The 26,588-nt window shown below is 67.9% G+C and carries 25 protein-coding genes; 9 read left to right on the top strand and 16 right to left on the bottom strand.

Annotated features, from left to right (window positions below; all coding sequences use genetic code 11):
• Nucleotides 1–34 precede the first annotated feature (34 nt).
• Both RTM68_RS05045 and RTM68_RS05040 read right to left on the bottom strand, forming a co-directional pair.
• Nucleotides 35–778 carry a PspA/IM30 family protein gene (locus tag RTM68_RS05045; protein ID WP_312168856.1) on the bottom strand — a complete coding sequence of 248 codons (744 nt, stop codon included), beginning with the start codon at nt 776–778 and terminating at the stop codon, nt 35–37.
• 58 nt (nt 779–836) lie between these two features.
• Nucleotides 837–2,888 (bottom strand): TPM domain-containing protein, encoded by a 2,052-nt coding sequence (locus RTM68_RS05040; protein WP_312168854.1) that lies wholly within the window; start codon nt 2,886–2,888, stop codon nt 837–839.
• A gap of 122 nt (nt 2,889–3,010) precedes the next feature.
• Here RTM68_RS05040 and RTM68_RS05035 point away from each other — a divergent pair, with 122 nt between their 5' ends.
• The 5 genes from RTM68_RS05035 (at nt 3,011) to RTM68_RS05015 (ending at nt 7,030) form a co-directional block, all read left to right on the top strand.
• Nucleotides 3,011–3,850 (top strand): DUF3097 domain-containing protein, encoded by an 840-nt coding sequence (locus tag RTM68_RS05035; RefSeq protein ID WP_312168851.1) that lies wholly within the window; start codon nt 3,011–3,013, stop codon nt 3,848–3,850.
• A gap of 43 nt (nt 3,851–3,893) precedes the next feature.
• Complete coding sequence (gene trmB / locus RTM68_RS05030; RefSeq protein WP_312168850.1) at nt 3,894–4,619, top strand: tRNA (guanosine(46)-N7)-methyltransferase TrmB; 726 nt, start codon at nt 3,894–3,896, stop codon at nt 4,617–4,619.
• Nucleotides 4,616–5,473, top strand: a complete 858-nt coding sequence (locus tag RTM68_RS05025) for a CPBP family intramembrane glutamic endopeptidase (RefSeq protein ID WP_312168848.1) — start codon at nt 4,616–4,618, stop codon at nt 5,471–5,473. Before trmB ends, RTM68_RS05025 begins: the two co-directional genes overlap by 4 nt.
• Before the next feature lie 26 nt (nt 5,474–5,499).
• The gene (locus RTM68_RS05020; protein ID WP_312168846.1) at nt 5,500–5,892 is read left to right on the top strand and encodes a DUF1304 domain-containing protein; all 393 of its coding nucleotides are present in this window, start codon (nt 5,500–5,502) and stop codon (nt 5,890–5,892) included.
• A 61-nt stretch (nt 5,893–5,953) separates the two neighbouring features.
• A complete protein-coding gene (locus RTM68_RS05015) occupies nt 5,954–7,030 on the top strand; it encodes a DNA polymerase IV (RefSeq protein WP_312168844.1) in 1,077 nt (358 codons plus the stop codon).
• Between the two features lie 19 nt (nt 7,031–7,049).
• Here the strand turns inward: RTM68_RS05015 and RTM68_RS05010 are convergent, their stop codons facing one another.
• The 3 genes from RTM68_RS05010 to RTM68_RS05000 form a co-directional block, all read right to left on the bottom strand.
• Nucleotides 7,050–7,451: a RidA family protein gene (locus RTM68_RS05010; RefSeq protein WP_312168841.1), complete on the bottom strand. Its 402-nt coding sequence runs from the start codon at nt 7,449–7,451 to the stop codon at nt 7,050–7,052.
• A gap of 76 nt (nt 7,452–7,527) precedes the next feature.
• Nucleotides 7,528–10,044, bottom strand: a complete 2,517-nt coding sequence (locus RTM68_RS05005; RefSeq protein ID WP_312168839.1) for a X2-like carbohydrate binding domain-containing protein — start codon at nt 10,042–10,044, stop codon at nt 7,528–7,530.
• Between the two features lie 46 nt (nt 10,045–10,090).
• The gene (locus tag RTM68_RS05000) at nt 10,091–12,298 is read right to left on the bottom strand and encodes an alpha-galactosidase (protein ID WP_312168838.1); all 2,208 of its coding nucleotides are present in this window, start codon (nt 12,296–12,298) and stop codon (nt 10,091–10,093) included.
• A 166-nt stretch (nt 12,299–12,464) separates the two neighbouring features.
• On the opposite strand from RTM68_RS05000, the gene RTM68_RS04995 reads away from it, so the two are divergent.
• The 3 genes from RTM68_RS04995 (at nt 12,465) to RTM68_RS04985 (ending at nt 16,145) form a co-directional block, all read left to right on the top strand.
• Nucleotides 12,465–13,454 carry an ABC transporter permease subunit gene (locus tag RTM68_RS04995; protein WP_312168836.1) on the top strand — a complete coding sequence of 330 codons (990 nt, stop codon included), beginning with the start codon at nt 12,465–12,467 and terminating at the stop codon, nt 13,452–13,454.
• Complete coding sequence (locus tag RTM68_RS04990; RefSeq protein ID WP_312168834.1) at nt 13,451–14,428, top strand: carbohydrate ABC transporter permease; 978 nt, start codon at nt 13,451–13,453, stop codon at nt 14,426–14,428. Before RTM68_RS04995 ends, RTM68_RS04990 begins: the two co-directional genes overlap by 4 nt.
• Before the next feature lie 88 nt (nt 14,429–14,516).
• Nucleotides 14,517–16,145: an extracellular solute-binding protein gene (locus tag RTM68_RS04985; protein WP_312168831.1), complete on the top strand. Its 1,629-nt coding sequence runs from the start codon at nt 14,517–14,519 to the stop codon at nt 16,143–16,145.
• Nucleotides 16,146–16,246: 101 nt separating this feature from the next.
• Here the strand turns inward: RTM68_RS04985 and RTM68_RS04980 are convergent, their stop codons facing one another.
• The 6 genes from RTM68_RS04980 to RTM68_RS04955 form a co-directional block, all read right to left on the bottom strand.
• Entirely contained in the window at nt 16,247–17,413 is a 1,167-nt protein-coding gene (locus RTM68_RS04980) for an ROK family transcriptional regulator (protein WP_312168829.1), read from the bottom strand.
• A gap of 22 nt (nt 17,414–17,435) precedes the next feature.
• Nucleotides 17,436–18,419, bottom strand: a complete 984-nt coding sequence (locus RTM68_RS04975; protein WP_312168827.1) for an acetylxylan esterase — start codon at nt 18,417–18,419, stop codon at nt 17,436–17,438.
• Nucleotides 18,409–20,856, bottom strand: coding sequence for a glycosyl hydrolase family 95 catalytic domain-containing protein (locus RTM68_RS04970; RefSeq protein ID WP_312168825.1), 2,448 nt, complete (start codon nt 20,854–20,856; stop codon nt 18,409–18,411). The genes RTM68_RS04975 and RTM68_RS04970 overlap by 11 nt, the downstream gene beginning before the upstream one ends.
• 98 nt (nt 20,857–20,954) lie before the next feature.
• Nucleotides 20,955–21,932, bottom strand: coding sequence for a zinc-binding dehydrogenase (locus RTM68_RS04965; RefSeq protein WP_312168823.1), 978 nt, complete (start codon nt 21,930–21,932; stop codon nt 20,955–20,957).
• A 38-nt stretch (nt 21,933–21,970) separates the two neighbouring features.
• Nucleotides 21,971–22,393 carry an organic hydroperoxide resistance protein gene (locus RTM68_RS04960; protein WP_312168820.1) on the bottom strand — a complete coding sequence of 141 codons (423 nt, stop codon included), beginning with the start codon at nt 22,391–22,393 and terminating at the stop codon, nt 21,971–21,973.
• Nucleotides 22,394–22,424: 31 nt separating this feature from the next.
• A complete protein-coding gene (locus RTM68_RS04955; protein WP_312168817.1) occupies nt 22,425–22,889 on the bottom strand; it encodes a MarR family transcriptional regulator in 465 nt (154 codons plus the stop codon).
• Between the two features lie 86 nt (nt 22,890–22,975).
• On the opposite strand from RTM68_RS04955, the gene RTM68_RS04950 reads away from it, so the two are divergent.
• Nucleotides 22,976–23,395: a hypothetical protein gene (locus tag RTM68_RS04950; protein ID WP_312168815.1), complete on the top strand. Its 420-nt coding sequence runs from the start codon at nt 22,976–22,978 to the stop codon at nt 23,393–23,395.
• A gap of 23 nt (nt 23,396–23,418) precedes the next feature.
• Here the strand turns inward: RTM68_RS04950 and RTM68_RS04945 are convergent, their stop codons facing one another.
• The 5 genes from RTM68_RS04945 to RTM68_RS04925 all read right to left on the bottom strand — a co-directional run.
• Nucleotides 23,419–24,210, bottom strand: coding sequence for a polyprenol monophosphomannose synthase (locus tag RTM68_RS04945; protein WP_312168813.1), 792 nt, complete (start codon nt 24,208–24,210; stop codon nt 23,419–23,421).
• An 18-nt stretch (nt 24,211–24,228) separates the two neighbouring features.
• Nucleotides 24,229–24,852, bottom strand: a complete 624-nt coding sequence (locus RTM68_RS04940) for a class F sortase (protein ID WP_312168810.1) — start codon at nt 24,850–24,852, stop codon at nt 24,229–24,231.
• Complete coding sequence (locus RTM68_RS04935) at nt 24,852–26,009, bottom strand: glycosyl hydrolase family 8 (RefSeq protein ID WP_312168808.1); 1,158 nt, start codon at nt 26,007–26,009, stop codon at nt 24,852–24,854. Before RTM68_RS04935 ends, RTM68_RS04940 begins: the two co-directional genes overlap by 1 nt.
• A complete protein-coding gene (locus RTM68_RS04930; RefSeq protein WP_312168805.1) occupies nt 26,009–26,248 on the bottom strand; it encodes a hypothetical protein in 240 nt (79 codons plus the stop codon). The genes RTM68_RS04935 and RTM68_RS04930 overlap by 1 nt, the downstream gene beginning before the upstream one ends.
• The coding region (locus tag RTM68_RS04925) for a DUF4397 domain-containing protein (protein WP_312168803.1) at nt 26,236–26,588 on the bottom strand (353 nt) is incomplete at its 5' end. The genes RTM68_RS04925 and RTM68_RS04930, both read right to left, overlap by 13 nt.

Here is a 26,588-nt window from a genome sequence, read left to right as displayed (position 1 = left end):
GAGCACTCGGCTTCCGGGGCACCCGCGCGAGGTGTCAGGAACCTTCGATGGCGCCGCGGGGAGCGGAGCCGCCGGCCTTCAGCTCGGCGAGCCGGGCCTCGACCTCGGTGAGTTCGCCGAGGTCTTCGAGGCTCTCGAACTGAGCGTCGAGGCTGGATGCGGCGAGCTCGATCTTGCCCTGGGCGATCGCCTCCTGGCGACGGACCTTGTCTTCGAAACGACCCAGCTCGCTGGTCGGGTCGAGAACGTTGATCGACGACACGGCGTCCTGCACCTTGGTCTGCGCCTCTGCGACCTTGGCGCGGGCGAGCAGCTCGCTGCGCTTGTTCTTCAGCTCGCCGAGCTTGTCCTTCATTCCGTTGAGGCCGGACTTGAGCTTGTCGACGATCTCGGTCTGGGCGGCGATCTGCGGCTCGGCACCGGTGGCCTCGCGCTCGGCGCTGATCTGGCGCTGGAGTGCGATCTTGGCGAGGCTGTCGAACTTGTCGGCGTCTGCCGCGTTGCCGCTGGAGCGCATCTCATCGGCCTTGCGGCTCGCAGCGAGGGCCTTGTTGCCCCACTCCGTGGCCGACTGGACGTCTTCCTCGTGGTCGCGCTCGAGAAGCCGCAGGTTGCCGATCGTCTCGGCGATCGCGGACTCGGCGTCGGCGATGCTGTTGGTGTAGTCGCGGACGAGCTGATCGATCATCTTCTGCGGGTCTTCCGCAGAGTCCAGGAGCGAGTTGATGTTCGCGCGGACGAGGGTCGAGATACGTCCGAAGATGGACTGCTTGGTCATGCGTGGTTCCTTTCAGAGGGTCGGACTCGATGTCTGTGGGTCGATGTGGGTTCGCGGTTCAGAAGCGTCGTCCTCCCGAGCGGCCGCTGCGGCCGCTGGAGCTGCGACTGCTCGAGCGGCTGCGCCCTCCTCCGCCGAATCCGGAGCTGCGGAAACCGCCACCGCCGCTGGACCTCCAGCTGCTGCTGCGTGATGAGCCTCCGCCACCGCCGGACAGGAGGCCGCCGATGATTCCGCCGAGGATGTCTCCGCCGAGACCGGAGCCGCCGGAGCTGCTTCCGCCGAAAACGCCGCCGCCTCCCCACCCGTCACTCTCGTAGCGGCTCGGGTTCATCGCCTCGACATCCGCCTGCGCCGAGGCGGTCGCCTGGCGCGCGAGGTCGAGCGCTCGACCGGCCTCGGTGAGAGCGGCCTCCGGGTTCGAGGAGCGGAGGTTCAGGGCCTGGGTCAGACTCGCGTCCGCCTGGGACAGTCTCGTCCGTGCTGTCGATCCGACCGTTCCGCGTCGCGTCTCGATGTACTCGCGTGCCGCACGGATCTCGGATCCTGCCTGGGCGAGCGTCTGCTCGAGCATCTGCTGTGCGCGGCGGGCTCGCTCGACAGCCTGAGTGCCCTGCGCGATCACTCCGTCGATCTGCGCGTTCGCTGCTGTGAGAGCCTCGAGCACCCGTTGCGGGCTGCGCCCCGTGCCGGTGAGAGACGTTTGTGCCTGCTCCAGCTGCTGTGCGGTGGCTGCGGCGACGGCGGAAATGGTTCCGCCCGCATCAGGAAGCTGCTGAGCGGTCACGATGTCGGCCTGCAACTCGGCTATGAGCGCCTGCGCCTGTGCGTCGATGTCGGCCAGTTCCGTGCCCAGCGCGCTGATCGCCTGCACCAGCTGGTTCGCCTGGGCGATGGACTGCTCCGCGGTGCGGATGGCGAATGCGGCTTCGCCACTGCGGCCGGCTGCGATGGCCTGTTCGGCGGCGAGGATCGATCGGTCCGCGAGAGCCGTCCGTTCCCGCGCCTGGGCGGGATTGTCTGCGACCGTGCTCACGGCCGAGGCGTCGAACGTGGCGGAGAGAGAGCGCAGCGAGGCATCCGCGGTCCCGAGCACAGGGTCGAGCGCTGCTCGCTCGGCTCGGACGCGCTCGAGTTCCTGCGGAGCGGTCTGTTCGAGTCTGCGCAGCGCGTCGAAGGCCTCGGTGTTCTGGTCGAGGATGTCGTCGATCTCGTCGCAGAGCCGGATGATGCGGATGTGCCATTCCCGGCGATCGTGGACAGTGTCTTCGATCTCGTCGTCGAGCTTCTGCTTGAGGTCGAAGGCCTCGGACATCTTCGTCTTCGCGGCCTCGACCGCTCCGCTGAATTCGGCGGTCGATGCTTCACCGAACTGGGCCACGGCGAAGCCGAGCTCCTCGCGACTCGAGGTGATCGCATCGTCGGCCTGCACGAGCGCGGTGCCGGCCTGCGTCTGCACCTGCTCGTCGGTGAGGGTCGAGAAGGGATCGTTCGGGTCGGGCTTCTCGGGCATCGCCCCACGCCGTCGGATCTCCGCGTTACGCCGCGATCGGCGGATCAGGGCGACGATCAGCCAGACGATCAGTGCGAGCGCGATGACCGCGACCACGATGAGAGTGGCTCCCAGAGCGCCCGCCCCGCCGTCGCCTTCGATCTCGTCGGCAGCGAGGGTGATCGCGCCGGCCCAGTCCTCCTGCGAGGCGAGCTGCTGGATCTTCTGCTCGACGTCGTCGAGCTTGCCGTCGCTCAGGGGGCCGTCTGCGGCCGCGGAGATGTAGTAGCTGCGTCCGTCGACCGCGATCGCGAGGAGGTACTGGTCGGAGCCGAGGTTGTTGTTCTCGGCGACCGTGTCGGCCCATGCGACCTGGTCGGACGGAGACGTGAACTCGTCGACGAAGACCACGAACAGATCTGCGGAGGAGTTCTCGCTCAGGGTCTGCAGTCGCGCTTCGACGGCGTCTTCGTCCGTCGCGTTCAACACGCCCGCATCATCGGTCACGAAGCCGGAGTCGAGGGTGACGGGGTCTGTCGCCGAGGCCGCGGATGCGGAGAGGATTCCGGCCGCTGCCGCCATCGTGAGTGCGGCCAGCGCGAGCCACCGTGTCTTCATCGTGTTCCCTCCGACCGGCAGCCGAGCCCCATGTCACGAGTCTATGCACACAGTCCGACACGCGACAGCATCCGGAGGGCGATCACCGTTCGCCCTCAGCGGAGGCACATACGCTGGAGGGCATGGACGACAGGTACGGATCGGATGTGCTCGCGGCGGGATGGCGGGAGCGCGCGGCGAAGCCGGTGCCGAACGTGCCCGCCGAGATCGATCTCGTCGTCGAGGTGGCGGACGACGGGTACTGCGGCGCGGTGACCCGCGTGCAGGGCGGGAACGTCGAGCTCGAGGATCGACTCGGGCGTAAACGGCTCTTCCCGCTCGGCGGTGGGTTCCTCATCGACGGCTCGCCGGTGCGCCTCATCGTGCCCGCGCCGAAGGAACAGGGCGCACGGCGCACCGCATCCGGATCGTTCGTGGTCGCCGACCAGCGTGCGCGGATCGCTCTGCCCAGCCGCATTCTCGTCGAGGGCAAGCACGATGCCGAGCTCGTCGAGAAGGTGTGGGGTGCCGATCTGCGCGTCGAGGGCGTGGTCGTCGAGTTCCTGGAGGGCGTGGATCTGCTCGACGAACTGCTCGCCGCGGAACCTCCGACTGCCTCGCGTCGCTACGGCGTCCTCGTCGACCACCTCGTTCCGGGCTCGAAGGAGTCTCGCATCGCCGAAGCCGTCGCTCGAGGTCCGCACGGGCGGCACGTGCGAATCGTCGGGCACCCGTTCGTCGACGTCTGGCAATGCGTCACGCCCCGTGCGCTGGGGATCGCGAAGTGGCCCGAGATCCCTCGAGGGACGGATTGGAAGACGGGGATCTGCCGGGCGTTCGGCTGGCCGTACGAGACGCAGGGTGACACCGGCCGTGCCTGGCAGCACATCCTGTCGAAGGTGCACACGTATCGGGATCTCGAACCGGCGCTGCTGGGCAGGGTCGAGGAGCTCATCGACTTCGTGACCGCTCCAGCCGGGTGACGACGGGTCCGTGACCCGGGGCGGCGCCGACTACCCTGGAATCATGCCCGAACCCCGCACCTTCCGCGATGAACCGGTGTCCTTCGTGCGCCGGAGCGGCCGGATGTCCGACGCGCAGGAGCGCGCCTTCGACGAGCTCGGCCCGCACTACCTCCTCGATGTGCCGCGCGACGTCGCCTGGACGTCGGTGCACCCCGAGGCCCGGCTCGACCCGACGTCCGAGTACGGCCGCGATGCGGATCTGTACGTCGAGATCGGCTCGGGGCAGGGGCACGCGATCGTCGCGGCCGCCTCGTCGCGGCCGGATGACGACTTCCTCGCGGTCGAGGTGTTCCGTGCAGGCCTCGCCCGCACGATGCTCGACGCCGACCGTGAAGGTGCCCGCAACATCCGCGTCGTCGAGGCGAATGCGCCCGAGGTGCTCTCGTCGTATCTGCCCGAGGCTGCGGCAGCGGAGGTCTGGATCTTCTTCCCCGACCCGTGGCACAAGAAGAAGCACACCAAGCGCCGTCTCGTGCGCCAGGGATTCGGCGAGACCGCCGCGCGGGCACTCCGCGACGGAGGCCTGCTGCGCCTCGCCACGGACTGGGAGGACTACGCCCTGCAGATGCGCGAGGTTCTCGACGCCGACCCTCTGTTCGAACGCGCCTTCGACGGCGAGTGGGCCGAGCGGTTCGACGGTCGCGTGATGACCGCGTTCGAACGCAAGGGGATCGCCAAGGGACGCGACATCCGCGACCTCGTGTATCGGCGGAAGTCCCGCGCGTGACCGACGTGCGGCGCGCGTCGACGACCTGGCCTGACGTGGTCCCGGCGCTGCTCGTCTGCGCTGCGGCACCCGCATTCTTCGTGGTGCAGATCCCGTGGCTCGGCTGGGTGCTGCTCGCGCTCGGCGTCGGGGGAGCCTGGCTCATCGGTCGGAGTCGCTCTGCACCCTCCGATCAGCTCGTCGACGGACCGCGTGCCCCGTCGCTCACGCGAGACCTCTCCCTGATCGCGCTGGGGATGCTCATCGTGAGCGTCATCCCGCTGGCAGCGGAACTCGACAACCTCGCGATGCTCCGGTTCACGCTCGCCCTCGGCGGAGCCGTGGCCGTGCCGTACATCGTGTCGCGCTTCGTCTTCCGCGACCGGGCGATCAGCTTCCCGTGGCGGACCCATCGGCGCTGGGGTCGCCTGCAGTGGGGCTGGCTCGTGGCGGTGCTCGTGCTCGGCTGGCTGATCCTGCCGTTCTACTTCATCACGAGCGGTGTGTATCAGAACTGGCCCGTCGTCGACACACCTGATCTCATCGCCCGGCTCTTCGTGGGCGTCGGCGCGGTCGGAATCTGGGACGAGCTGTTCTTCATCTGCACGGTCTTCGCGCTGCTGCGGCGGCACTTCCCCGACGTCCTCGCGAACATCCTGCAGGCGATCGTGTTCGTCTCGTTCCTGTGGGAGCTCGGCTACCGGGAATGGGGTCCCCTTCTGACGATCCCGTTCGCGTTGCTCCAGGGCTTCATCTTCCTGCGGACCCACTCGCTCGCGTACGTCGTGACGGTGCATCTGCTCTTCGACGCCGTCGTGTTCGCGGTTCTCGTGCACGCTCACAATCCCGGGCTGCTTCCGATCTTCCTCGTCTGACACCCGGCGGCCGATACGATCGGAGCATGCTCATCGTCGGACTCGTCCTCGCCGCGGCCGCCGCGGCCTTCCACGTCTTCATCTTCGCGCTGGAGTCCTTGAAGTGGACCGAGCCCGAGACGAGGAAGATCTTCGGAGTCCCGACCGAGGCGGACGCCCTCACGATGAAGTCGCTCGCCTTCAACCAGGGTTTCTACAACCTGTTCCTCGCGCTGACCGCTCTGCTCGGAGTCGGGTTCGTCATCATCGGCCTGTCGACCATCGGCCTCACCCTCGTCTTCGCCGGCACCGGGATGATGCTCGCGGCCGCCCTGGTGCTCGTGCTGTCCGATCGCACCAAGGTGCGTGCCGCCGCGATGCAGGGGACACTGCCCCTGCTGGCCGTGATCGCCACCGCCGTCGGCGTCGCGATCGTCTAGCTCGACCTCCTCAGCGCGCTCGCGGGGTGACAGTCCGGCCGACAACCCCCACACTCGATGCATGACCTCTTGGGTGCTGCACGTGGACATGGATCAGTTCATCGCCGCGGTCGAGGTGCTGCGCAGACCCGAGCTCGCGGGTGTGCCGGTGATCATCGGCGGACGTGGCGATCCGACGGAGCGCGCGGTCGTGTCGACCGCCTCCTACGAGGCACGCGCGTTCGGCATCGGCTCCGGGATGCCGTTGAAGATCGCCGCGCGGAAGGCCCCGGAGGATGCCGTGTTCCTGCCGGTCGATCACGAGGCGTACGAATCCGCGTCGGCGGAGGTGATGTCGGCGCTGCGCGCGCTGCCCGGCGTGGTGCTCGAGATCATCGGCTGGGACGAGTGCTTCCTCGGCGTCGAGACCGAGGATCCGGATGCGGTGGCGCGCGCCGCTCAGGTCGCGGTTCTCGAGGCGACCGGACTCCACTGCTCCGTCGGCATCGGCGACAACAGGGTCAGGGCGAAGATCGCCACCGACTTCGGCAAGCCTCGCGGGGTCTTCCGTCTCACGGAGGAGAACTGGTTCGAGGTGATGGGAGACCGGTCGACTCGCGAGCTGTGGGGTGTCGGTCCGAAGGTGCAGAAGCGACTCGCCGCGCACGGCATCGTCACGGTGCGAGAGCTCGCGGATGCCGATCGAGACCAGCTCGTCGTCGAGTTCGGGCCGCGCATGGGCGTCTGGTACCACGGACTCGGATCGGGGATCGGGCCGACCACGGTCGACGACACGCCCTGGGTGGCGCGCAGCCACAGTCGGGAGACGACGTTCCAGCAGAACCTCACCACCGCGACGGAGGTGCAGGCCGCGCTGTCGGAGCTCGCCGGTCACGCGTTCGACGACTGCGCAGCGGACGGGCGTCCTGTGGTGCGCGTCCACCTGAAGGTGCGGTACGCGCCGTTCGAGACCAGGACGTTCGGTCGCAAGCTCTCCACACCGACGACGGAACGCGACGAGGTCATCCGGGCCGCACTCGCACTCGGAGGCACGCTGGATCCGCAGCGCGAGGTCAGGCTGCTCGGCGTCCGCGCCGAGATGGCGATGCCTGAGGTCGGTGAGACTGCCGAGCGGACACCGGTCAGAGGCAGGATCTGATTCGCAGGGTCGACCGCCCTCACTCGCGGATGACCGCAGCGACGGCGCTCACCTCGATCAGTGCCCCTGGCACGCCCAGCCCTGCGACGAGAGCAGCCGTCACCAGGGGAGGAGCACCGTCGCGCGCGAGAGTCGAGGCGACGGCGCCGTAGGCGGCGCGCAGGTCGGAATCCTGATGGATGAGGATGGTCCAGCTGATGACGTCGTCGAGGCCGGCGCCCGCGGACTCGAGTGCGACGCGCGCGTTCTGGACGGCTCGGAGCGACTGCTCTGCGGCATCCGCCGAGACGAGGGCCCCGTTCCCGTCGACGCCGTTCTGGCCGCCGACGTAGATCGTGGTCGCCCCCGGAGGGACGACGGCCACATGGCTGAAAGCGGGGCTGACGACCAGCCCCGCGGGTTGAGTGAGTGTGATGTCCATGACGCCGAGTATGCGCGCGACATCGGACATCAGGGGGTGTGCGGGGCGGATCCGGGCGCATCCGCCCCGCACGTGTTCAGTTCGCCTTCTTGACCGTGTACTCGAACACGTCGGCTCGGAGCACCTCTCCCGAGGTCTTCACGATCGTGATCGTGTGCTCCTTGTCCTTCAGGCCGGATGACGAGAACAGCACCTCGTTCGACAGGCGCGTCGCGTTGGCCGTGTCGACGGTGTCGACCTTCGTGCCGTCGAGGTAGACGTCTACTGTGCCCTGATCGGGAGCCTTCGGACCGATCCACGAGACCGCGGTACCGCGGAATGCGAACGACACGGAGGATCCGTCGGCCGTGGTGGCGTGGACATCGCCGAGGTGATCACCCGCGAACCCGAAGTCCAGCGTCGCATCGCCGACCGGCAACGTCGCGAGATACGACGATGCGAGGGTCACCGTGCTGCCTGCGACCGCATAGTCGGCGTCCCGCACCAGCGGCGTGCCGCCCGCGCTGATCGACGTCAGCTGGCTCGGATCGCGCAGCACATCGACCGCGATATCGGCCGGAGCGGCCTTGTTGAAGGCGCCGGAGGTCGCGCTGAGCTGGCTGTCGAGCGTGACCACGAGCTTGTCGAGCAGCATGTACGAGCCCGACTTCTTCACAGCACGCAGCGTGTGGGTGCCCGGCGCGAGGTCAGAGACGCTGTACACGGTCTGCTGCGACAGCCGGCCGTCGGCAGGGTCGAGGTGCGTGCTCACGGTCTCGACCAGTTGCCCGTCGAGATAGATCTCGACATCACCCTGCGATTCGTGCTTCTCCGTGACGTATTGGATGCCCGTGCCCTGGAAGGTGTATTCGAAGGCCGCACCGTTCGCCTCGGTGAAGTGCACATCGTCGGCATGATCACCGAGACCGCGGTTGTTGCTGTACCCCCACGATCCGCTGTAGGCGATGCGCGAATCGTCGTCGTTGAGGGTCACCTGCAGACCGCCCTCGGGGGGTGCGGGCACCCCGCCGCCGGGGGTTTCGGTGACCGCGACTGTGAACGGCTGCGTGGTGGCCGCGACCTCGTTGCCCGAGTTTCGCACCCACTCGCCGTCGTAGGAGGCGCGGAGCGAATCGTCGTTGACCGTGACCACAGACTGCTTGCCCGGCGTCACCTTCAGCAATCGCACGCCGTGGATCGGCACGCTCTCCGCAGTGAAGCCGCCGTCGGCATCGCCCAGGTTCTTGCCCGCCCAGAGATCGCGGACCATCGCGGATCCCTCGAGGCCGATGTCCGCCCAGTTCACGGTGATGTCGGCATCCGCGCGCCCGAGGTTGTACAGCGCCACCGTGTAGGTGCCGTCGCGGTTCAACGAGTACCAGACCTGATGCTTGGTCGCGGTCGAGACCGGGCGAGCCGGGATGCCCGCCTGGTTGACGGCGATCACCTCTCCGTTCGTGACCAGTTCGAGGCCGTACTCGTCGAGGTTCGTCAGATCGTTGCCGAGGTAGAACGGTGCTGCCGAGGTGGCCCAGAGGGTGGCCGCCGTACGGCGTTCGTCCTTCGTGAGCCCGTCCATCCGTCCGTTCCCGACGTTGAGCGAGTCCAGGTCGTTCCATCCCGCCGGGCCGCCGTGGCGCCACCAGTCGGAGAGACGAGGGAACAGGCGCGCGACGTTGTCCCAGGTGGTGAGCGCCTCATCGCCGCAGTAGCACTCGACGTCCCAGTCGACGCGCCAGCCGTCGGCGTACTGCTTCCAGTAATCGGCGTAGGCGATGTCGACCGCCCAGGAGAGCTCGAACCAGATGTCGTTGCGCTTCAGCGCCTGCGACCACGCGGCCACCTCTTCGCGCGCATCCATCGACAGATCGCTGATGCCCGAACCCGGGGTCACGCTGTCGAACTTGATGAAGTCGACGCCCCACTCGCCGAGCAGGTCGGCGATCGAGTCGATGTACTTCGTCGTGCAGGGGTTGTCGAAGTCGAGGCGGTACCCGAATCCCCAGTAGTCGCCCTGCTGGAGGGGCTGCTTGAGCAGGTTCTCGGTCGTACAGCCGGGAGCACCGAAGATCGGGAGCGCCTTCTGCGCGGTTTCGAGACTCATCCCGGGGATCAGGTAGAGGCCGACCTTCTGGTCGTTGGCGTGCACGTGATCGATGACAGCGTCGAGTCCGTCGGGGTACAGGGTCTCGCTGGGAATCGGTCGACCGTACTCGTCCTGGCCGCCGTTCCACCCGGCATCGATGTTGATGTACTCGTATCCGAACTTCTGCAGCTTGTCGTGCATGGCGTCGGACTGGGCCATGATCTGGTCGGCGGTGATCCACTGACCACCCTCGTAAACCTGCATGCTGTAGCTGCTCCAGCCCATGTAGGGTGCGGCTGAGAGGTCGGAGATCCCGTCCTCGGCCGGCGCAAGTGCAGGTGCCGGTGCCGGTGCCGGTGCCGGTGTCGCCTCAGCGGTGGACGTCGCTTCGGGCGTCGGAGTGCTGGTCGGGTCCGGCGCGGGCGTCGCCGCCCAGGATGCACCGGGAGCGAGAGTCAGCGCGAGCGCGGTGGCGGCGAGGGCTGCCGCCCCCTGCGCGAATCGCGTTCTCGATCGATGGGTGTTCATTGCGTTCCTCTCATTCGACTGCTCTGTCGGGGGGGTGGGGAGGGGGTCAACCGCCGAGGCGATGGAACTCGATGAGCATCGCCTGCTGCGGGTTCAACGTCGGCAGCGGGACGCCCGCGCCGACCAGCACGGAGCCCGGGAGTTCGAGTGCATCCGCTGCCGCGTGGACGATCCACGCGGGGTCGTCGCCCTGGTGACGACTGGCGCCCCCGAGGTCCTCGCGAACCCGCACCGAGTACAGTGCCTCAGCAGCGAGCCCCGGAAAGCGGACCCGTCCGGATTGGCCGGCGGCGGACGTCGCTGTGCGGCTCCACGTGAACAGCGCCGCAGACCCGTCGTGAGCGACGATGCCGGAGAGAGCCGTCGCCTCATCGGCGAGATCGGCGTTCGCGACGTGACCGCTGTGCAGCAGGTTCCGGAACTCGCGGTACATGGCCGCCCAGCGGGCGATCACCCCGAGTTCGGCGTCGTCCACGGCTGTCAGATCCTGCTCGATGCCGGCGTGGGCGGTGAGCGCGGTGGTCAGACGGAACGAGAGGTCTGTGGTGCGCGCTGTCGTATGCGCGCGTGCTGCGCCGAGGTGCGAGCCGATCAGCTCGGGAGGCACGACCATGCGGGTCCAGCGTTCGATCTGCGTCCGTTCGACGGGATCATTGCAGTCCGATGCCCACACGCGATCCGTGCGATCGAGGATGCCCAGATCGATGCGTCCGCCGCCTCCCGAGCACGTCTCGATCTCGAGGTGCGGGTGGCGACGACGCAGCTCGTCGAGGAGTCGGTAGAGGGCGAGTGTCTGACGGCGTACGCTCGGCCGATCCCCGTCGTCGCCGCGACTGACCGCCTCGAGGAGGTCACGGTTGTGGTCCCACTTCAGGTAGTCGATGCGGTGCTCGCGCACGAGTGCATCGATGCGTTCGAGAAGATACTCGTAGGCCTCGGGGCGGGCGATGTCGAGGACGTACTGCGATCGGGATGTCGGCCCGAGACCTTCGGCGGGGCCGAGCACCCAGTCCGGGTGGGCGCGAGCCAGATCGGAGTCGAGGTTGATCATCTCCGGCTCGAACCACAGGCCGAACTGCATGCCGTGCGACCGAATCAGGTCGACGAGCGGATCGAGCCCGTCGGGCCAGACACTCCGGTCGACGTACCAGTCGCCGAGCCCGGCATCCGCCTCGCGGCGCCCCAGGAACCATCCGTCGTCGAGCACGATGCGCTCGACGCCGACCTGGGCCGCTTTCTGGACCAGCGCCGTGAGACGCGCGAGATCGTGGTCGAAGTACACCGCCTCCCAGGTGTTGAGCACGAGGGGGCGCGGCGAGCTGGGATGGCCGGCTCGCGCTCGCAGGCGACGGTGCAGCCGATCGGAGAGCGCGTCGAGCCCACCGTCGGACCAGATGAAGAGGGCGGTCGGAGCGTCGTACCGCTCACCGTCACCGAGGATGACTTCGCCGGAGTGCAGGTCTTCGCCGGCTCCGAGCACCGAGGAGAACGATCCCGCGCCTTCCGTGAACCGTTCGGCGAGATAACGCTGCTCACCGCTCCATGCCAGGTGCACGGCCCAGACCTCGCCGTGCCGGAACCCGAAGCCGGGTGTGCCCGCCGCGAGCAGGAAGGGCGAGTCGTGGCCCGGCTTGCCGCGGTGCGCGGCTCGAAGATGAGTACCGAATCCGAAGGGAGTTCGCTGCGGTGATCGCTCGCGGCACCACTTGCCCGTGAAGTCGAGGATCTCGGTGGCGCGCTCGGGGAGCGGCAGGAGAGCGAGGATTCCCTCGAGGGTGTACGAGGTCGATCCGATGCGCGGGCTGAGACGTGCATCCCTTACGACGGCTGTGTCGACCGAGAGGACACCGTGCTCATCGAGGCGGTAGTGCAGCGTGGTGCGGAGCCCCGAGACCGCGTCTTCGAACTCCAGTTCGATGTCGCCCCCGTCGACCGCGTCGTTCACCTCGACGATGTGTCGCACGAGCTGTGGCCGGGGGGTCGTCGCCCGGCCCTGAGCGTGCCCGGCGATCGCCGGCGTGCCCGACCACCCCTCGTACTCGGTGGGCAAGACGGAGAAAGTGCGCGGCGAGTCGGGGGAGTTGTTCAGCTGCGCGGGTCCCGCGGTCAGCAGGAGCGCGGATGCGATAGTCGATGAGGAGCCGCCGAGGTCGGCGCCCCAGTGCAGGATGCGGGGGATCGGCTGAGCGATCTCGAGGACGAAGGAGACGCCGGCGGCGCGGAGTGCGACAACGGTGTCGGCACGGGAAGTCATGGGATGAGACCCTCCGGATAGTTACTTGACAACGTCAATAAACCACGTTTGTGAAGGGTGTGCAAGCGCGGGCCCGAAATCGGGTCCGGCGAAATCGGGCGTTTACATTTCGCATTTGCCGTGGTTTTATTACGACGTAAAGTAATCCTGCCCGAGGAGGGCGATCATGAAGCTCAGTGCTGAGCAAGCACTCTCCGAGGAGGTCTCGAAGCCGAGTCCTCCCGGCGCCACCGCGCGTCGATCTACTGTCCGCACTCGATTCGCTCGCAGCCTGCGCCGCTACTGGCAGCTCTACCTGCTGCTGCTGATCCCCGTGATCTGGTTCATCGTGTTCCGGTACGTACCGATGGCGAACGCCATCATCGCGTTCAAGAACTACAACCCGATCGACGGGGTGTGGGGGAGCCCTTGGGTCGGGTTCGACAACTTCGCGAACCTCTTCCGCAACCCGGTCTTCCCCCGGCTCGTCGGCAACACCTTCATCCTCGCCGCCTACACCCTGATCGCGAGCTTCCCGCTGCCGATCATCCTTGCCCTCGCGCTGAACGAGGTGCGCCTGCGCTTCTTCACACGCACGGTTCAACTGGTCACGTATGCGCCCTACTTCATCTCGACCGTGGTGGTCGTCTCCATGACGATCCTGCTGCTGTCGCCGCGCGTCGGTCTGCTCGGACGGACGCTCAGCTTCTTCGGCGCCGGACAGGTCGATCTGCTCGCCGACGCGGACTTCTTCCGCCACATCTACGTCGCGACGGACATCTGGACGACCACGGGGTACTCCGCCGTGATCTATCTCGCCGCTCTCGCCTCGGTCGACACGTCGCTGTACGAGGCCGCCAAGATCGACGGGGCCTCGCGACTGCAGAAGATCTGGAACGTCGACATCCCGGCTCTGCTGCCCACGGCCTCGATCATCCTCATCCTCGGGGTCGGCAACATCATGGCGATCGGCTTCGAGAAGGCCTTCCTCCTGCAGAACGCCCTCAACCTCTCGACGTCGGAGATCATCCCGACGTACGTGTACAAGACAGGCATCCTCAACGCGAACTTCAGCCTCGGAGCGACGATCGGGCTCTTCAACGCCGTGATCAGCCTCGTGCTGCTGCTCGTGGTGAACACGGTGTCCAAGCGAGTGACGGGAAACGGACTGTGGTGACCACGATCGACACCGAGGCCCTCCTGACACAGGAGAGCGACGTCGCGAAGAACCGGTCGCGTCGGCCCAGACGGGATCCCCTCACGCGGGGAGTGAAGGTCAAGGAGACGAAGGCCGACCGGGTCTTCATCATCGCCGCCTACATCCTGCTCTCCGTCTTCCTGTTGGTCGTGCTGCTGCCGCTGCTCAACATCGTCGCGAGCTCGTTCTCGAGTCCACAGGCCGTGTCATCGGGGCGGGTGCTCTTCTGGCCGGTCGACTTCACCTTCCGCGGCTATGCCGAGGCTCTGGCCAACCCGTCGATACTCCGCGGATTTGGCAACTCGCTCTTCTACACGGTCGTCGGCACACTGATCAGCGTGCTCGGCACCGTCGCGATCGCGTACCCGCTCTCTCGCGCTCAACTCTTCGGACGCAAGGTCATCACCGGCGGGGTCGTCTTCACGATGCTCTTCACCGGCGGCGTCATCCCGATGTATCTCGTGGTGCAGTCGCTCGGGCTGCTCGACACGCGGTGGTCGATGCTGCTGCCCAATGCGATCGGCGTCTGGCAGGTGATCATCGCGATCGTGTACTTCCGGTCGTCCGTGCCCGACGAGGTCTACGAAGCGGCCCAGCTCGACGGCGCGTCTGAGCTCCGCATCCTCTGGACGATCGTGGTGCCGCTCGCGAAGCCGCTGCTCGCGGTCATCGCCCTCATGTACGCGATCATGCAGTGGAACTCGTACTTCGACGCGCTGCTGTATCTGCGCAACGCCGACCTGCAGCCGCTTCAGCTCGTGCTGCGGGGCCTGCTCATCCTCAACGACGCGGGCGGCGGCGGCGACGTCGCAGAGCAGCTGCGGCGCCGCGAACTGGCCGATCTGCTGCGGTACTCGACCGTGGTCATCGCGACGGTGCCGATGCTCGTCGCCTATCCCTTCGTCGCCAAGTACTTCAACAAGGGGATCATGGTCGGCGCCGTCAAGGGCTGATCCGCAGGACCCCGAATCCACCCCCTCACCACATCCGCGTATCACTCACATCCACACCCCCATGAACCGGTCAAAGGAGATTCCGGCAATGAACAGACGCATCACACGAGGCGCGATCGCAGCGGTCACGGTCGTCGCGACGGGGCTGGCGCTCGCCGCCTGCACGTCGCCCAGCGACGACAACGGCCAACTCGTCGCCTTCGGTCCGCAGGGCGACAACGGGTCGCTCGCGGAGAACGAGTTCACGCAGCTGCTCGAGAAGAAGTTCGACATCGACTTCGACTGGCAGACGACCACCTACGACGGCAGCGTCGCAGGCGAGAAGCGACAGGTGTCGCTCGCGAGCGGGGATTATCCTGACGCATACTTCCTCGTGCCGTGGGTCGATGCCTTCTCTCGAAGCGAGATCCTGAAGTACGGGCAGCAGGGGGTGCTCTTACCGCTCGAAGACCTCATCGACGAGTATGCGCCGAACCTGAAGGAGCGTTTCGCGGAGAAGCCCGACTGGGAGCAGTCGGTCACCGCCCCCGACGGGCACATCTACGCCATCACACAGTGGACGGAGTGCTATCACTGCAGCTATCCGTCGAAGCTCTGGATGAACACGACGTGGCTCGACAAGCTCGGTCTCGAGCAGCCGACGACCACGGAAGAGCTGCGCGAGGTGCTGCGCGCCTTCAAGAACGACGATCCCAACGGCAACGGTCGTCCCGATGAGGTGGCGTTGAGCGCCTCGGCCTCGGAGCCCGTCATCAACTACTTCATGAACGCGTTCACCTACGCCCCGTACGGCTCGCCCTCGAGCCCGCCGCCCATGGTGCTCGACGGTGACAAGGTCACTTTGTCGGCGACGACCGACGGATGGCGCGCCGGCCTGCAGTACATCTCGTCTCTCGCCGACGAGGGACTCATCGACACCGCGTCGTTCACTCAGAACGGTGAGGCGCTGCGGGCCCTCGGCGACAACGCCGACGGTGAGATCCTCGGTGCCGCGGCTGTTCTTCACCCGTACGAGATCGTGACCGCCGATTCACCCGACGGCCGCGACACGCACTACGACGCGGTGCCCCCGGTCAAGGGGCCCGACGGCACGCAGTTCGCCACTTACCGTTCGCCGGTCAGCCCGCTCGGCATGTTCGCGCTGACGAACAAGTCGACCGAGGAGGAGCGCATCCAGGCCATCAAGGTCATCGACTACCTCGTTACGGAGGAGGGCGATCGTCTCGGCGCGATGGGTCCGGAGGGCGAGGCGTGGGTGCCGGCGGTCGAGGGCGATGTCGCGCTCGACCCCGAGCTCGACCCGACGTTCAAGCCGCTCACCTACGACGAGACATCGAACGCCTCATGGCGCTCGATGGGTCAATACTGGGACTCACTCGAGTACCGCAACTCGCAGGTCGTTCCGGAGGACGTGTATTCGCCGGACGGATACGAGCGTCGACTGCTCAACGCCTCGCAGCAGTACGAGCCCTACGCTCCCGACGAGAGCATGCTCTTCCCCGTCGAGAAGCTGTGGCCCGACCCCGACACCTCGGCGGAGCTCGCCGAGCTGCAGACGAACATCGCGACCTACATCACGCAGGCGCAGGCGGAGTTCGTGACCGGTCAGCGCGACATCGACGACGACGCGGCGTGGGATGCCTACGCCTCCGACCTCGAGGGCCTCGGCCTCGCGAGATACCTCGAACTGCAGCAGGATCTGTACGACGCGCTCTGAGCGCTGACACACCGATGCGCGGGGTGGATGCCACCCCGCGCATCTCCGTCTGCCCGTAATCGTGCGGTCGCGCCGCACACGCACAGCGGATCGTCCGCGGTTCAGCGGACCAGTGCTTGGATGGCGGTCGCGGCGGAACCGCGTGCCCAGTCCTCGAACGTGTGCGGACGCGTGACGATGCGGCAGCGCACAGCCGCGCCGAAGGCGTGGCTGTCGAATGCGTCGCGGAGCGTCTTCTCGAACAGGTCGAAGTCGGACACGCCTTCGCCGCCGATGATGACGAGCTCGGGTCCCGTGAGGTTCACGAGCGTCGCGATCGCCGTGCCGATGAGGCGGGCGGCTTCTCGGAAGGCCGATTCCGCGCTCGGGTCTCCCGCATGCGCGAGCGCCACGGCCTCATCGATCGAGACCGGTCGGCCGAGAGCCGCCGAGACCGTCGCTTCGATGGCGCCGGTGGAGGCCGCCGCCTCGACGCACCCGCGGCGACCGCAGGGGCAGACGAGCGCGGCATCCGCGAGTGGCAGGTGGCCGATCTCGCCGGAGACGCCGAAGGCGCCGCTCACGACCTCACCGTTCAGGTGCAGGCCGCTGCCGATGCCGCGGCCGATCGTCACGATCGCGAAGGACGCGGTACCGAGGCCGATGCCGAACCAGTGCTCGCCGATCGTGAGGGCGTGGACGTCGTTCTCGATCGTGACCGGCCAGGGGATCCTCGACTGCAGCAGGTCTCCCAGAGGGATGTCGACCCAGCCCATGATGTTGGACTCCCGCACGACGCCGGTGGTGCTGTCGACGTCACCGGACACAGAGACGCCGATACCGGCGATCGACGTCGCGCCCACTCCCAGGCTCTTCTCGAGATCGGCGACGACATCGACGATCGCATCGATCACCGTGTGTGGATCGTCGGCGGGCAGGGAGCGGCGAGTGCTCGTGAGCACGGTGGTAGCGAGGTCGGTCGCGACGGCGATGATCTCGTCGACGTTCACCTTCACTCCGAGCATCACCATCGACTCGAGCACGATCGACACCGGACTCACCGGGCGTCCGGGAGTGCCGTCGCGATGCGAGGCGGGAGGCGCGTCGACGAGCCCGGCGGCGACGAGGGGCGCAACCGCTTTCGTCACGGCCGCCTGGGAGAGGCCCGTCTGTCGCGCGATGTCGATGCGACTGATCGGACTGCGTGTCAGGATCGTCTCGAACACCCTCGATCCCGCGTCGGACGCCGAGCGGATGAGGGTGGTGCGCGCTGCGGTGTCGTGATCCATCAGGTCCTTCGGGTCGTGTCGGCTATCGTAGCGAATCGGCCGCGACCCGGTCCGGCGCGACGTCGACGAGGTGTGTGGCGGCGAACTCGAGAGCGTTCTCCTCGTCGAGGTCGCCGCCGGCCTCATGCCCGTTGTGCGGCCACACCACGATCCGCTTCTGGCCTCCGTAAGCGCTGAACGCGGGCAGCACCGTCTCCGGTGGTGCGATGCCGTCGAGAAGTCCGGTGCTCAGCAGCGCGGGGGCCGTCGCCCTTTTCGCGTGGTTGACGCCATCGAAATAGCGAAGCGTGTCGAGCGCTGCGGCCGCGTCGCCGCGACGATCAGCGAAGTGCTGTGCGAGCAGTGTGTAGGGATGCTCGCGACTGAGCGTCGCAGCTGCGTTCAGCTCGCAGAGGAAGGGGGCCTGGATGATGGCCACCGCGATCTCGGGGACCAACCCGGCGATCGCGAGCGCGATCCCTCCGCCCTGACTCGCTCCCACCGTGCCGACACGGGCCGGATCCACCGCCGGTATCGCTCGGAGAGCATCGACCGCCCTCACGGCGTCGGCGTAGACGCGCCGGTAGTAGTACTCGTGTGGGGAGCGGATGCCTCGGGTGAGGAAGCCCCCTGCTGAGGGCCCGCCATCGGCATGGTCGTCGTCGGTGTCGCCGTGGCCCTGCCCGCGGGCGTCGACCACGAGGTGCGCGTATCCCGCCGATGCCCAGCGCAGGTCGCGCAGCGCATGGCCGCGGCCGTTGCCGTAGCCGAAGAACTGCACGAGGCCGGGCAGAGGCTCGCTCACACCACGCGGCATCCGCAGCCAGGCGCGGATCGGTGTTCCCCCGAATCCGCGGAACGACACGTCGAAGATGTCGAGCTGGGTCAGCAGCGACGGATGCGGTGTCACGGTGAGATCGAGTGGGAACCTTCTGGTCTGCGCGATCGTGTCGGCCCAGAAGTCGTCGAAGTCGCTCGGCTCCGTCTGGGCGGTCGGCAGGTCGACGACGCCGATGTCACCGTGCATGCTCGCCCTCCGGGGAGAGGTGATCGGAGATGAGCGGTGAGGAGCCGGCGGATGCCAACGCCGCTGCGACATCGGAGGTGGAACCGGCCGGGATGTCGACGGAGACATGACGTTCGCCATCGGTGACCACGACGCTCCTGTTGACCCCGCCGGGGTTGTGCAGAACTGCCGCAGTCGTCATCCCTTCGTCCCAGGCGAGGTCGAGGATGAGCCCGGGGCGCACGCCGATGCCCTGCACGTCTCCGCGGCGCCATGACTTCGGCACGGCAGGGAGCAGATACACGCGACCGGAATGGCTCTGCACGAGCATCTCGACGATCGCGGCGGGGAAGCCGAGATTGCCATCTATTTGGAAGGGCGGATGCGTGCTGAAAAGGTTCGGCAGCAGTCCTCCCCACTCCGAGCCGTCGACCGGTCCGTGACGGGTCGCGTCGCCGTCGAACGGCGTCAGTGCTTCGTCGAGCAGTGACGCGGCGACCTCGCCCTGTCGGGCCCGCGCGCGCAGCGCGATCTTCCACGCCCAGGACCACCCCATGGCCCCCGGGCCGCGAGCATCGATCAGGCGGACGGATGCGTCGAACAGCTCGGGAGTTCCCTCGGGGGTCACCTCGTCCAGTGGATACAGCCCGACCACGGGGGAGAGGTGCCGGTGCAGCGGCTCGTGCTCCACGACCTCGTCGGACCACTCGAGCAGTCGGCCGTCGGACCCCACCCGCAGCGGTGTCAGCGCCGCCAGCGCCCCACGGATCTCAGCCTCGAGTGGATCGTCGATCTCGAGGTCGTCGATCGCGACGAGAGCACGTTCGAGCAGTGCGCGGACGAGGCTCACATCAGAGGCGGCGGTCAGGCCGAGTGCGGTCGGGTGGCCGTCGGCCGCGACATAGGAGTTCTCCGGAGCGGTCGACGGGGACGTGTGGAGACGTCCGTCAGCGTCGGAGACGAGCCAGTCGAGACAGAACTCCACGGCTCCGCGCGTGACGGGCCAGATCCGTTCACGGAGAAGCGTCAGGTCTGCGGTGAACTCATACGCGTCCCAGAGGTTGTGTGTGAGCCATACTCCGCCCATCATCCAGATGGCCCAGCTGGCCGCCCCATGACCGTCGCCCACGGGGAGGGTCCAGCCCCAGACGTCGCTGTTGTGGTGAGCCACCCAGCCGCGACATCCGTAGAGCTCACGTGCGGTGTCCGCGCCCGATCTCGCCAGGCGCTCGACGAGTGCGAGGAGCGGCTCCATCACATCGGGGGCCGACAGTGCCGGAGCGGACCAGTAGTTCATCTCGGTGTTGATGTTGATCGTGTAGTTCGACGACCAGGCGGGCTGCAGCTGGTCGTTCCAGATACCCTGCAGATTCGCGGGCGGGCTGCCGGCGCGCGAACTCGATGCGAGCAGATACATGCCGTACTCCGCCGCGATCGTGGCGCGGAGCAGCGGATCCGGTCCGTGCAGCACGTCGCGATCGACGCTCCACGCCCCTTGTCGTCGCCCGCCGATCGCGAAGCGCGCACGCGTGGTGCGCCGGCGATCGGAGATGTGTGCGGCGAGCAGAGCATCGGCACCGAGCCGAGCCGCGAATTCCGCTCTCCGGCGCGCCCGATCTCGGATGTTTTCGCGCGATAGGGTCCGCCAGTCGCCCTCGGCATCCTCCCACCACGACTCGGCGCGCGACGATGTGGACAGGGCGATGAGAAGTCGGCGGGCTCGGCGGACGACGAGGCGTGCACCCGTTCTGTCGATCTCGCCATCCGACTCGAGGGCAACGGCGACCGCAGCGAAGGCGTCGTACTCGTCGTTGTCGTCGACGGCGTAGCGGAGGGGAGGGCTGACGGACGTCTCGTGCAGAGGGGCGCCGTCGACCGGTGCCTGCACATCGAGCAGCAGCGCGCCGATGACATCGACGGGGGCCCCTCGGAGGGGGGAGTCGAGCTCGAGCGCGACGTCGAAATCGACGTCAGCGGTGAGGTCGATGATCAGAGCCTGAGCCGGCGCCGAGACCCAGGAGCGGCGCGTGACGCGCCCGCCCGGCACGCGAAGGGCCTCAGTCAGAGTCGCGGAGTCGAGGTCCAGTATCCGCGCGGGGTCGCGGTCATCCGCTACGGCTCCCATGATCCCGACGTGCAGATCCGCGAGCGGCAGGAATTCCTGCGAGTACGGCCCCTCGAACGCCATCAGAAGGTCTTCGGCGAGCCTCACATCACCTCGTGCGAGCGCGTCGCGCACAGCGGCGAGGCGCTCGGGGCCGGCGCCGGATGCCCGCACTCGGGCGAGCGCACGAGCGGGGCCTTCGGGGGTGCCCGACCAGAGGGTCGAGTCGTTGAGCTGATACCGGCCGCTCGGTCCGCCGAACGCCATAGCGCCGATACGGCCGTTTCCGAGCGGGACGGCCTCTTCCCAACGCGTGGCGGGGGCGTCCCAGGTGAGGCGCAGTGTGTCGGTCATCGCACTCCGGTGTGGTCGATCCAATCGCGAACACCGTCAGCGTACGAGGAATTAATTACCAGTGTCAAGTAATTGAGACCGACACACCGCGCGCTCGATCAGAACCGCAGGAGGACCTTGCCGACCCGGCCGGCGGTGTTGCTCGCACGGACCGCTTCCGCGGCGTCGGCGGCGTCGAAGACTCCCGAGACGGGGAGGGTCAGGGTTCCCTCGGTCACGCGCTGGATGAGCTCGCCGAACAGTGCGCCGCGGGTCGCGGCATCCATCGTCTGGATGACCTTGCTTCCCCAGAATCCCTTGACGGTCGCCTGCTTGAAGATCACGTCTCCGGAGGCGATCTCCATGGTGGGGGAGTTCATCGCCCCGAAGGCGACGAGCGTGCCGCCCTCGCCCAGAAGCGAGAGCACGTCGCCTGCCGACGGTCCGCCGACCGAGTCGATGCCGAAGGCGACGTGGGCGCCGCCGGTGATCGCGGACACCTGCTCGCGCCAGTCGTCCTGGTCGGTGGCGACGACGTTCTCGATGCCCTGGTCGCGCAGCTCATCGACGCCTGCCGCACGACGGACGAGGCCGAGCACGTTGACGCCGCGGGCGGCGCCGAGCTGTGCCAGCATGCGCCCGACGGCGCCGTTCGCCGCGTTCTGGATGATCCAGTCGCCCTGCTTCGCGTCGAGGAACTGCAGCAGACTGATGGTGCTGAACGGCATCGAGACCAGCTGCGCGGCGCTCTCGTCGTCCAGCGATTCCGGCACGGGGATCAGCCCGGCGGCGTTCGCCACCACGTACTCCGCCCACGCGCCGAACGTACCGCCCGTCGCGACCCGCTGACCGACGGTGAGGTTCTCGACGCCCTGGCCGAGTGCGTCGACGACGCCGAGCGCTTCGGTGCCTGACGCCGCGGGCAGCTCGGGCTTGAAGCCGTAGGTGCCGCGGATCGTCCACAGGTCGTGGTTGTGGATCGGCGACAGCACGATCTTGAGGCGGACCTGGCCGGGGCCGGGCTCAGGGGTCGGCCGATCGGCGACCTGGAGGACGTCTTCGGGTGCGCCGAAGGTGTCGTGGATGAGTGCGCGCATGAGGTCTCCTTGTGGGATGGGTGGGCGGGCGGAGTGGGTCAGTCGTCGGTGACGGTGATCTGGACGTCGATGTTGCCCCGGGTCGCGTTGGAGTAGGGGCAGACCTGGTGGGCTGCGTCGGCGAGGGCCTGAGCCTGCTCATGCGGCATCTCGGGGATGACGACCTCGAGCTGCACGGCGAGGCCGAATCCGCCTTCGCCGTTCGAGCCGATCTGCACGCGCGCCCCGACGGACGAGTCGGCGATCTTCACCTTCTGCGTGCGGGCCACCGTCTGCAGGGCCGAGTGGAAGCAGGCTGCGTACCCCGCGGCGAACAGCTGCTCGGGGTTGGCGCCGTCGCCGCTGCCGCCCATCTCCTTCGGGATGGCGAGGTCGAGGTCGAGACGACCTTCGCTCGTGGCGACGCGACCGTTTCGGCCGGCTCCGGTGGCGAGTGCTTCGGCGGTGTAGAGAGCATCCATCGTGTGGATTCCTTCCGGGTGGGGGTGGTGGTCAGTGTGCGGCGGTCGAGGAGTCGGATGCGGTGCTGGAACCGGAGCGCTGAAGTCGTTCAGTGAGCTCCTTCAGTTCGGCGATCAGGCGGCGGCGGTCGACGTCGTCCCGCATGCCGGCGATCTCTGCGACGCGCACGTGCACGGGAGCGACGTCGGTGCGCAGCATCCGGCCCGCCTCCGTGAGGGTGACGACGACGACACGCTCATCGTCGGCGCGGCGGGTCCTGGTCACGTAGCCGGCCTGCTCGAGACGGCGCACCAGGGGAGACAGGGTGCCGGAGTCGAGCTGCATGGCGTCGCCGAGGGATCCGATCGTCTGATCGCCCTCGATCCACAGGATCGCGAGGACCAGGTACTGCGGGTACGTGAGTCCCCAGGGGGCGAGCAGGGAGCGATACGCCTGCGTCGTCGCGCGGGCTGCGGAGTACAGCGAGAAGCACACCATCTCATCGGTCACGGCCATGCTCCAAGTATTGCACCCGATTAAATTGTGCACAATCTAACTCAGAGGATTCATAGGCGCGGCACCTCGGCGCTACCCTGAGAGCCGTGCGCATCCGTCCGATCGACCTCGTCGACGTCTTCGTCTATCTCGTCGTGCTCGGAGTGTTCGTCCAGTTCTTCCCCGAGGTGATCTCGGAGTCGTTCGTCCTGTCGCTCCTCACCGCTGTGCTCCTCAAAGTCGTGCTCGAAGTCGTGATGCTCGTGAAGAAGCGCACCGTCGCCCGCATCCGCGACGCCCGCTCGGTCTGGATCCGCGTGGTCAACATCGTCTCGCTCCTCGTGCTCATGCCCGGCAGCAAGTTCGTGGTGCTGGAGCTCGTGGATCTGCTCTTCGGCGACGCCGTGTACCTCGGCGGCTTCTTCGCCGTCACAGGGCTGATCGTCGTCCTGATGCTCGCCAGGGGAGGGGTGCGCAGGGTGTTCGCACCTCGCGCCGGTTCGACGGACATGACGTCGGGTCGCTGAGTCGCCGCGCTCGTCGATCCCGCTCAGGGACGGATCGGGGGAAGCACGCGGTGCGACAGAGCCCGGACCGAGCGGAGGCGCTGGCCTCCGCGCAGGAACAGTCCGATCGCGGTCAGCCGTCGCCGCAGTCCCCACCATGTCACGAGGGCCAGGGACTCAGAGACGATCGCGCCGCTCATCTTGGACTCGCCGTGCACGCGCTCGACGAAGGTGATGGGGACCTCGACGACGCGGAGGCCGCGCTCGAGGGCTCTCCAGAGCAGATCGACCTGGAAGCAGTACCCCTGCGATGCCACATGGGCGAGGTCGATGCGGCGCAACGCTGCGGCGCTGAACACCCGGTACCCGCCGGTGGAATCGCGAACGTCGATGCCGAGTGCGAGGCGAGCGTACAGGTTTCCGCCCCGGCTCAGCACCTCGCGATGACGCGACCAGTTGATGACGCGTCCTCCCGGCACCCATCGGGATCCGAGCACGAGATCATGGTCGATGAGCTGCTCCACGAGCCGCGGAAGCTCCTCGGGGCGGTGCGAACCGTCGGCGTCCATCTCGACGAGCGCCCAGTAGTCGCGGTCGAGACCCCAGGTGAAGCCGGCCAGGTACGCCCCGCCCAGGCCGTTCTTCTCCTCCCGGTGCAGGACGTGCACCTCCGGGTGGCGTTCAGACAGTGCATCAGCCAGGGCGCCGGTGCCGTCAGGCGACGAGTCATCGACGATCAGGATGTCGGCGTCCGCCGCCGCGAGGACGCGATCGACGATCGACTCGAGATTCTCGATCTCGTTGAAGGTCGGGATGATGACGAGCGTCTCATTCATGGTGATCCTTTCGCGGGGTCAGTCGCGGAGTTCCGCGAAGACGATGAGGTTGTCGAGGTAGTGGCCGGTGGAGCTGTCGAAGGCTCCTCCGCAGGTGATGAGCCGGAGTTCCGGGGCGGGGACGTTGCTGTACACCGCATCCGTCGGGAACTCCGCCTTGGCGGACTGCGTCGATCCACTGACCACGAAGGTGTGGACCGAGGCGTCGGCCAGGGTCACGACGATCTCGTCGCCGACGGCAAGCGCACCGAGGTCGGCGAACACGGCGGGTGCGGTCGGCGAGTCGATGTGGCCGGCGATGATCGCCGGTCCGACGTCACCGGGCGCGACTCCGCCGGAGTACCAGCCGGCGAGATCGAAGTCGACCGGGGCGGAGAGGCGTCCGCTCTCGTCGATCGTCAGATCCTCCAGAGTCGAGTCGACGCCGATCACGGGGATCTGCACGCGCGTGGGTGGGGCGGCGGCCGCCGCCGGCTCCGGGGTCGAGGGGTCCTGCAGAACGCCCGCCGAGAACCCATCGGCGGGACTCGGCGAGGAGGGTATCGAGGATGCCGCATCGGTCACGCCGCAGGCGCTCAGAAGCACCGCGAGCATGAGAGCTCCCGCGGCGACGGCGGACCTGATCGCGCTGCGTCCGGACATCAGAGCTCGCCTGTTCCGCAGCCGCCGAGTGCGTCATCGGTGAGCATCGCGGTCGAGAGCATCACCCACGCCGCCCCGTAGTACGTCGGGTACTCGGCCGCGAGGGCAGCGCCGCTCTCGAGATCGGTCCGGACGGCGGCGTCGTCACCTGCCGCGTGCGCCGAGGCGGCACGGGCGGTGAAACCGAGTGCGGATCGCTCGTCGACCAGCGCGCCGCCGCCCAGATCGAGTCGCGCCGAGACATCCGGCTCGCGGTCGAGCGTCGCGTACGGGAGGCCGGCGAGTGCCACGTCACTCGGCGTGCACGATTCCGCGTAGCGGAGGAGGAGCCGCGGAGCATCGAAGGCGTACTGCACGGGGTCGCCCTCGCCGAGGGGGCCGGGCATGGGTTCGATCAGGCCGTCGTAGTGCACCTGAGCCCAATCCGGCGGCAGGTCGGTGGCGCTCAGGATCTCATCCGTGACGGCCGCGCTGCCGGCCTGCAGCTCGGCCCATCGCGGGTCTCCCGTGGCAGCGCCGAGAAGCTCGAACGCCACCGGTGAGGCATAGCTCGGGTTGTACGCGTAGGGCTCGCGGTCGGCGGCCCACAGCCCCGGAAGCAGGATGCGCCCGCGATCCGTCTCGACGGTGAGGCGATCCGCGATCACCGTGGCGAGCTCGGATCCGGCGGCCCGCAGATCCTCCCGATCGAAGAGATCGCCCGCGAGGATCAGGGCGCGTGCGGCGTCGAGATCGGCATCCGACGCAGGTTCGTCATCGACGATCGAGCCGTCGTCCCACCGCCAGGCCATCAGCCCGTCCGGGCGCACGAGCTCATCCTGCGTCCACTCCCAGATCTCGTCGAACCGCTCCTCGTCTTCGGCGATCACTGCGGCGAACAGACCGTAGGCCTGGCCCTCGCTCACGGTGTCTCCGCCCTCGTCGTGCCGGACGACTCGACCGTCCTCGACCCAGTCGTCGAGGAAAGCGGACGCGAGCGCGGGAGCGTCGAGCTCCGGCGCTGCCGTCGCCGCCGGAGGAAGAGCGGTGGAGGTGGCCTCCGGCCGTGCCTGCGGAGGCGCGTGATCGGAGGTGCTCACGCCGACCGCGACCACAGCGGCGCCGGCTGTCACCAGCACCGCCCCGGCGGCGACGGCGACCAGCGTCCTGCGGCGCATCAGAGCGTCCCGCCGCGGAACTTCGCGAGAGCGCCCGACTTCGACGGCACGGAGGAGAGGTATCCGCCGCCGGTGTCGACGCCACCGTCGGGCACATCGCCCACCGACGCGCTGTCGAGGATCGGCAGGATGGTGAGACCGCCGCTCGCGGTGTCGAGGACGAACAGCGTCGTGACGCTGCCCGGAGCGACCGACACGTCGGCGGTATCGGAGACTCCGCCGCCGCTCAGGTCGAGCATCCAGTCGCCCGCGGGGATCTCGGCGTATCCCGTCGCGGACCCGGCCTTCGCGTCGCGGGCGATCGCGTCGCCCTCGTGACATCGACCTCGGGGGTGACCGTCGATGCCTGGATGAGGCGGATGCGGGCTGCACCGGCTGCGGGTTCGGTCAGATCGTCGTCGAACGCCCGCACCTGCAGGTCGTCGGTCGGCCCGTACGCGGCGACTGTCGTCGCGGTGCCGCTCTCGACCTTCACCGTCTCGGAGATCACCGGGACGCTGGAGCCCGATGCGCCGGCGGGGACCATGCTCACCGTGTAGCTGCCTTCGGGAAGTTCCTGATAGGCGGACACGTCTCCGT

It is taken from the genome of Microbacterium sp. (genome assembly GCF_031988965.1).
In the GTDB taxonomy this organism is placed as follows: domain Bacteria; phylum Actinomycetota; class Actinomycetes; order Actinomycetales; family Microbacteriaceae; genus Microbacterium.
The sequence above is the reverse complement of the archived record's forward strand: the minus strand, read 5'-3'. Positions and strand labels throughout refer to the sequence as shown.

Excerpts from the sequence above, each read along its gene's own strand:
- RTM68_RS04995 (WP_312168836.1), top strand. The coding sequence starts at position 12,465 with ATGAAGCTCAGTGCTGAGCAAGCACTCTCCGAGGAGGTCTCGAAGCCG.
- RTM68_RS04985 (WP_312168831.1), top strand. The coding sequence starts at position 14,517 with ATGAACAGACGCATCACACGAGGCGCGATCGCAGCGGTCACGGTCGTC.
- RTM68_RS05000 (WP_312168838.1), bottom strand. The coding sequence starts at position 12,298 with ATGACTTCCCGTGCCGACACCGTTGTCGCACTCCGCGCCGCCGGCGTC.
- RTM68_RS04965 (WP_312168823.1), bottom strand. The coding sequence starts at position 21,932 with ATGCGCGCACTCATCCACGACACCTTCGGCGCACCCGAAGACGTCCTC.
- RTM68_RS05015 (WP_312168844.1), top strand. The coding sequence starts at position 5,954 with ATGACCTCTTGGGTGCTGCACGTGGACATGGATCAGTTCATCGCCGCG.
- RTM68_RS04930 (WP_312168805.1), bottom strand. The coding sequence starts at position 26,248 with ATGCTCGACCTGAGCGGCGGCGGAGTCTCCGATACCGCCGACGTGTCG.
- RTM68_RS04970 (WP_312168825.1), bottom strand. The coding sequence starts at position 20,856 with ATGACCGACACACTGCGCCTCACCTGGGACGCCCCCGCCACGCGTTGG.
- RTM68_RS05040 (WP_312168854.1), bottom strand. The coding sequence starts at position 2,888 with ATGAAGACACGGTGGCTCGCGCTGGCCGCACTCACGATGGCGGCAGCG.
- RTM68_RS05035 (WP_312168851.1), top strand. The coding sequence starts at position 3,011 with ATGGACGACAGGTACGGATCGGATGTGCTCGCGGCGGGATGGCGGGAG.
- RTM68_RS05045 (WP_312168856.1), bottom strand. The coding sequence starts at position 778 with ATGACCAAGCAGTCCATCTTCGGACGTATCTCGACCCTCGTCCGCGCG.
- RTM68_RS04980 (WP_312168829.1), bottom strand. The coding sequence starts at position 17,413 with ATGGATCACGACACCGCAGCGCGCACCACCCTCATCCGCTCGGCGTCC.
- RTM68_RS04955 (WP_312168817.1), bottom strand. The coding sequence starts at position 22,889 with ATGGCCGTGACCGATGAGATGGTGTGCTTCTCGCTGTACTCCGCAGCC.
- RTM68_RS04960 (WP_312168820.1), bottom strand. The coding sequence starts at position 22,393 with ATGGATGCTCTCTACACCGCCGAAGCACTCGCCACCGGAGCCGGCCGA.
- RTM68_RS04940 (WP_312168810.1), bottom strand. The coding sequence starts at position 24,852 with ATGTCCGGACGCAGCGCGATCAGGTCCGCCGTCGCCGCGGGAGCTCTC.
- RTM68_RS05020 (WP_312168846.1), top strand. The coding sequence starts at position 5,500 with ATGCTCATCGTCGGACTCGTCCTCGCCGCGGCCGCCGCGGCCTTCCAC.
- RTM68_RS04935 (WP_312168808.1), bottom strand. The coding sequence starts at position 26,009 with ATGCGCCGCAGGACGCTGGTCGCCGTCGCCGCCGGGGCGGTGCTGGTG.
- RTM68_RS05010 (WP_312168841.1), bottom strand. The coding sequence starts at position 7,451 with ATGGACATCACACTCACTCAACCCGCGGGGCTGGTCGTCAGCCCCGCT.
- RTM68_RS05005 (WP_312168839.1), bottom strand. The coding sequence starts at position 10,044 with ATGAACACCCATCGATCGAGAACGCGATTCGCGCAGGGGGCGGCAGCC.
- trmB (WP_312168850.1), top strand. The coding sequence starts at position 3,894 with ATGCCCGAACCCCGCACCTTCCGCGATGAACCGGTGTCCTTCGTGCGC.
- RTM68_RS04975 (WP_312168827.1), bottom strand. The coding sequence starts at position 18,419 with ATGCACGGTGACATCGGCGTCGTCGACCTGCCGACCGCCCAGACGGAG.
- RTM68_RS04945 (WP_312168813.1), bottom strand. The coding sequence starts at position 24,210 with ATGAATGAGACGCTCGTCATCATCCCGACCTTCAACGAGATCGAGAAT.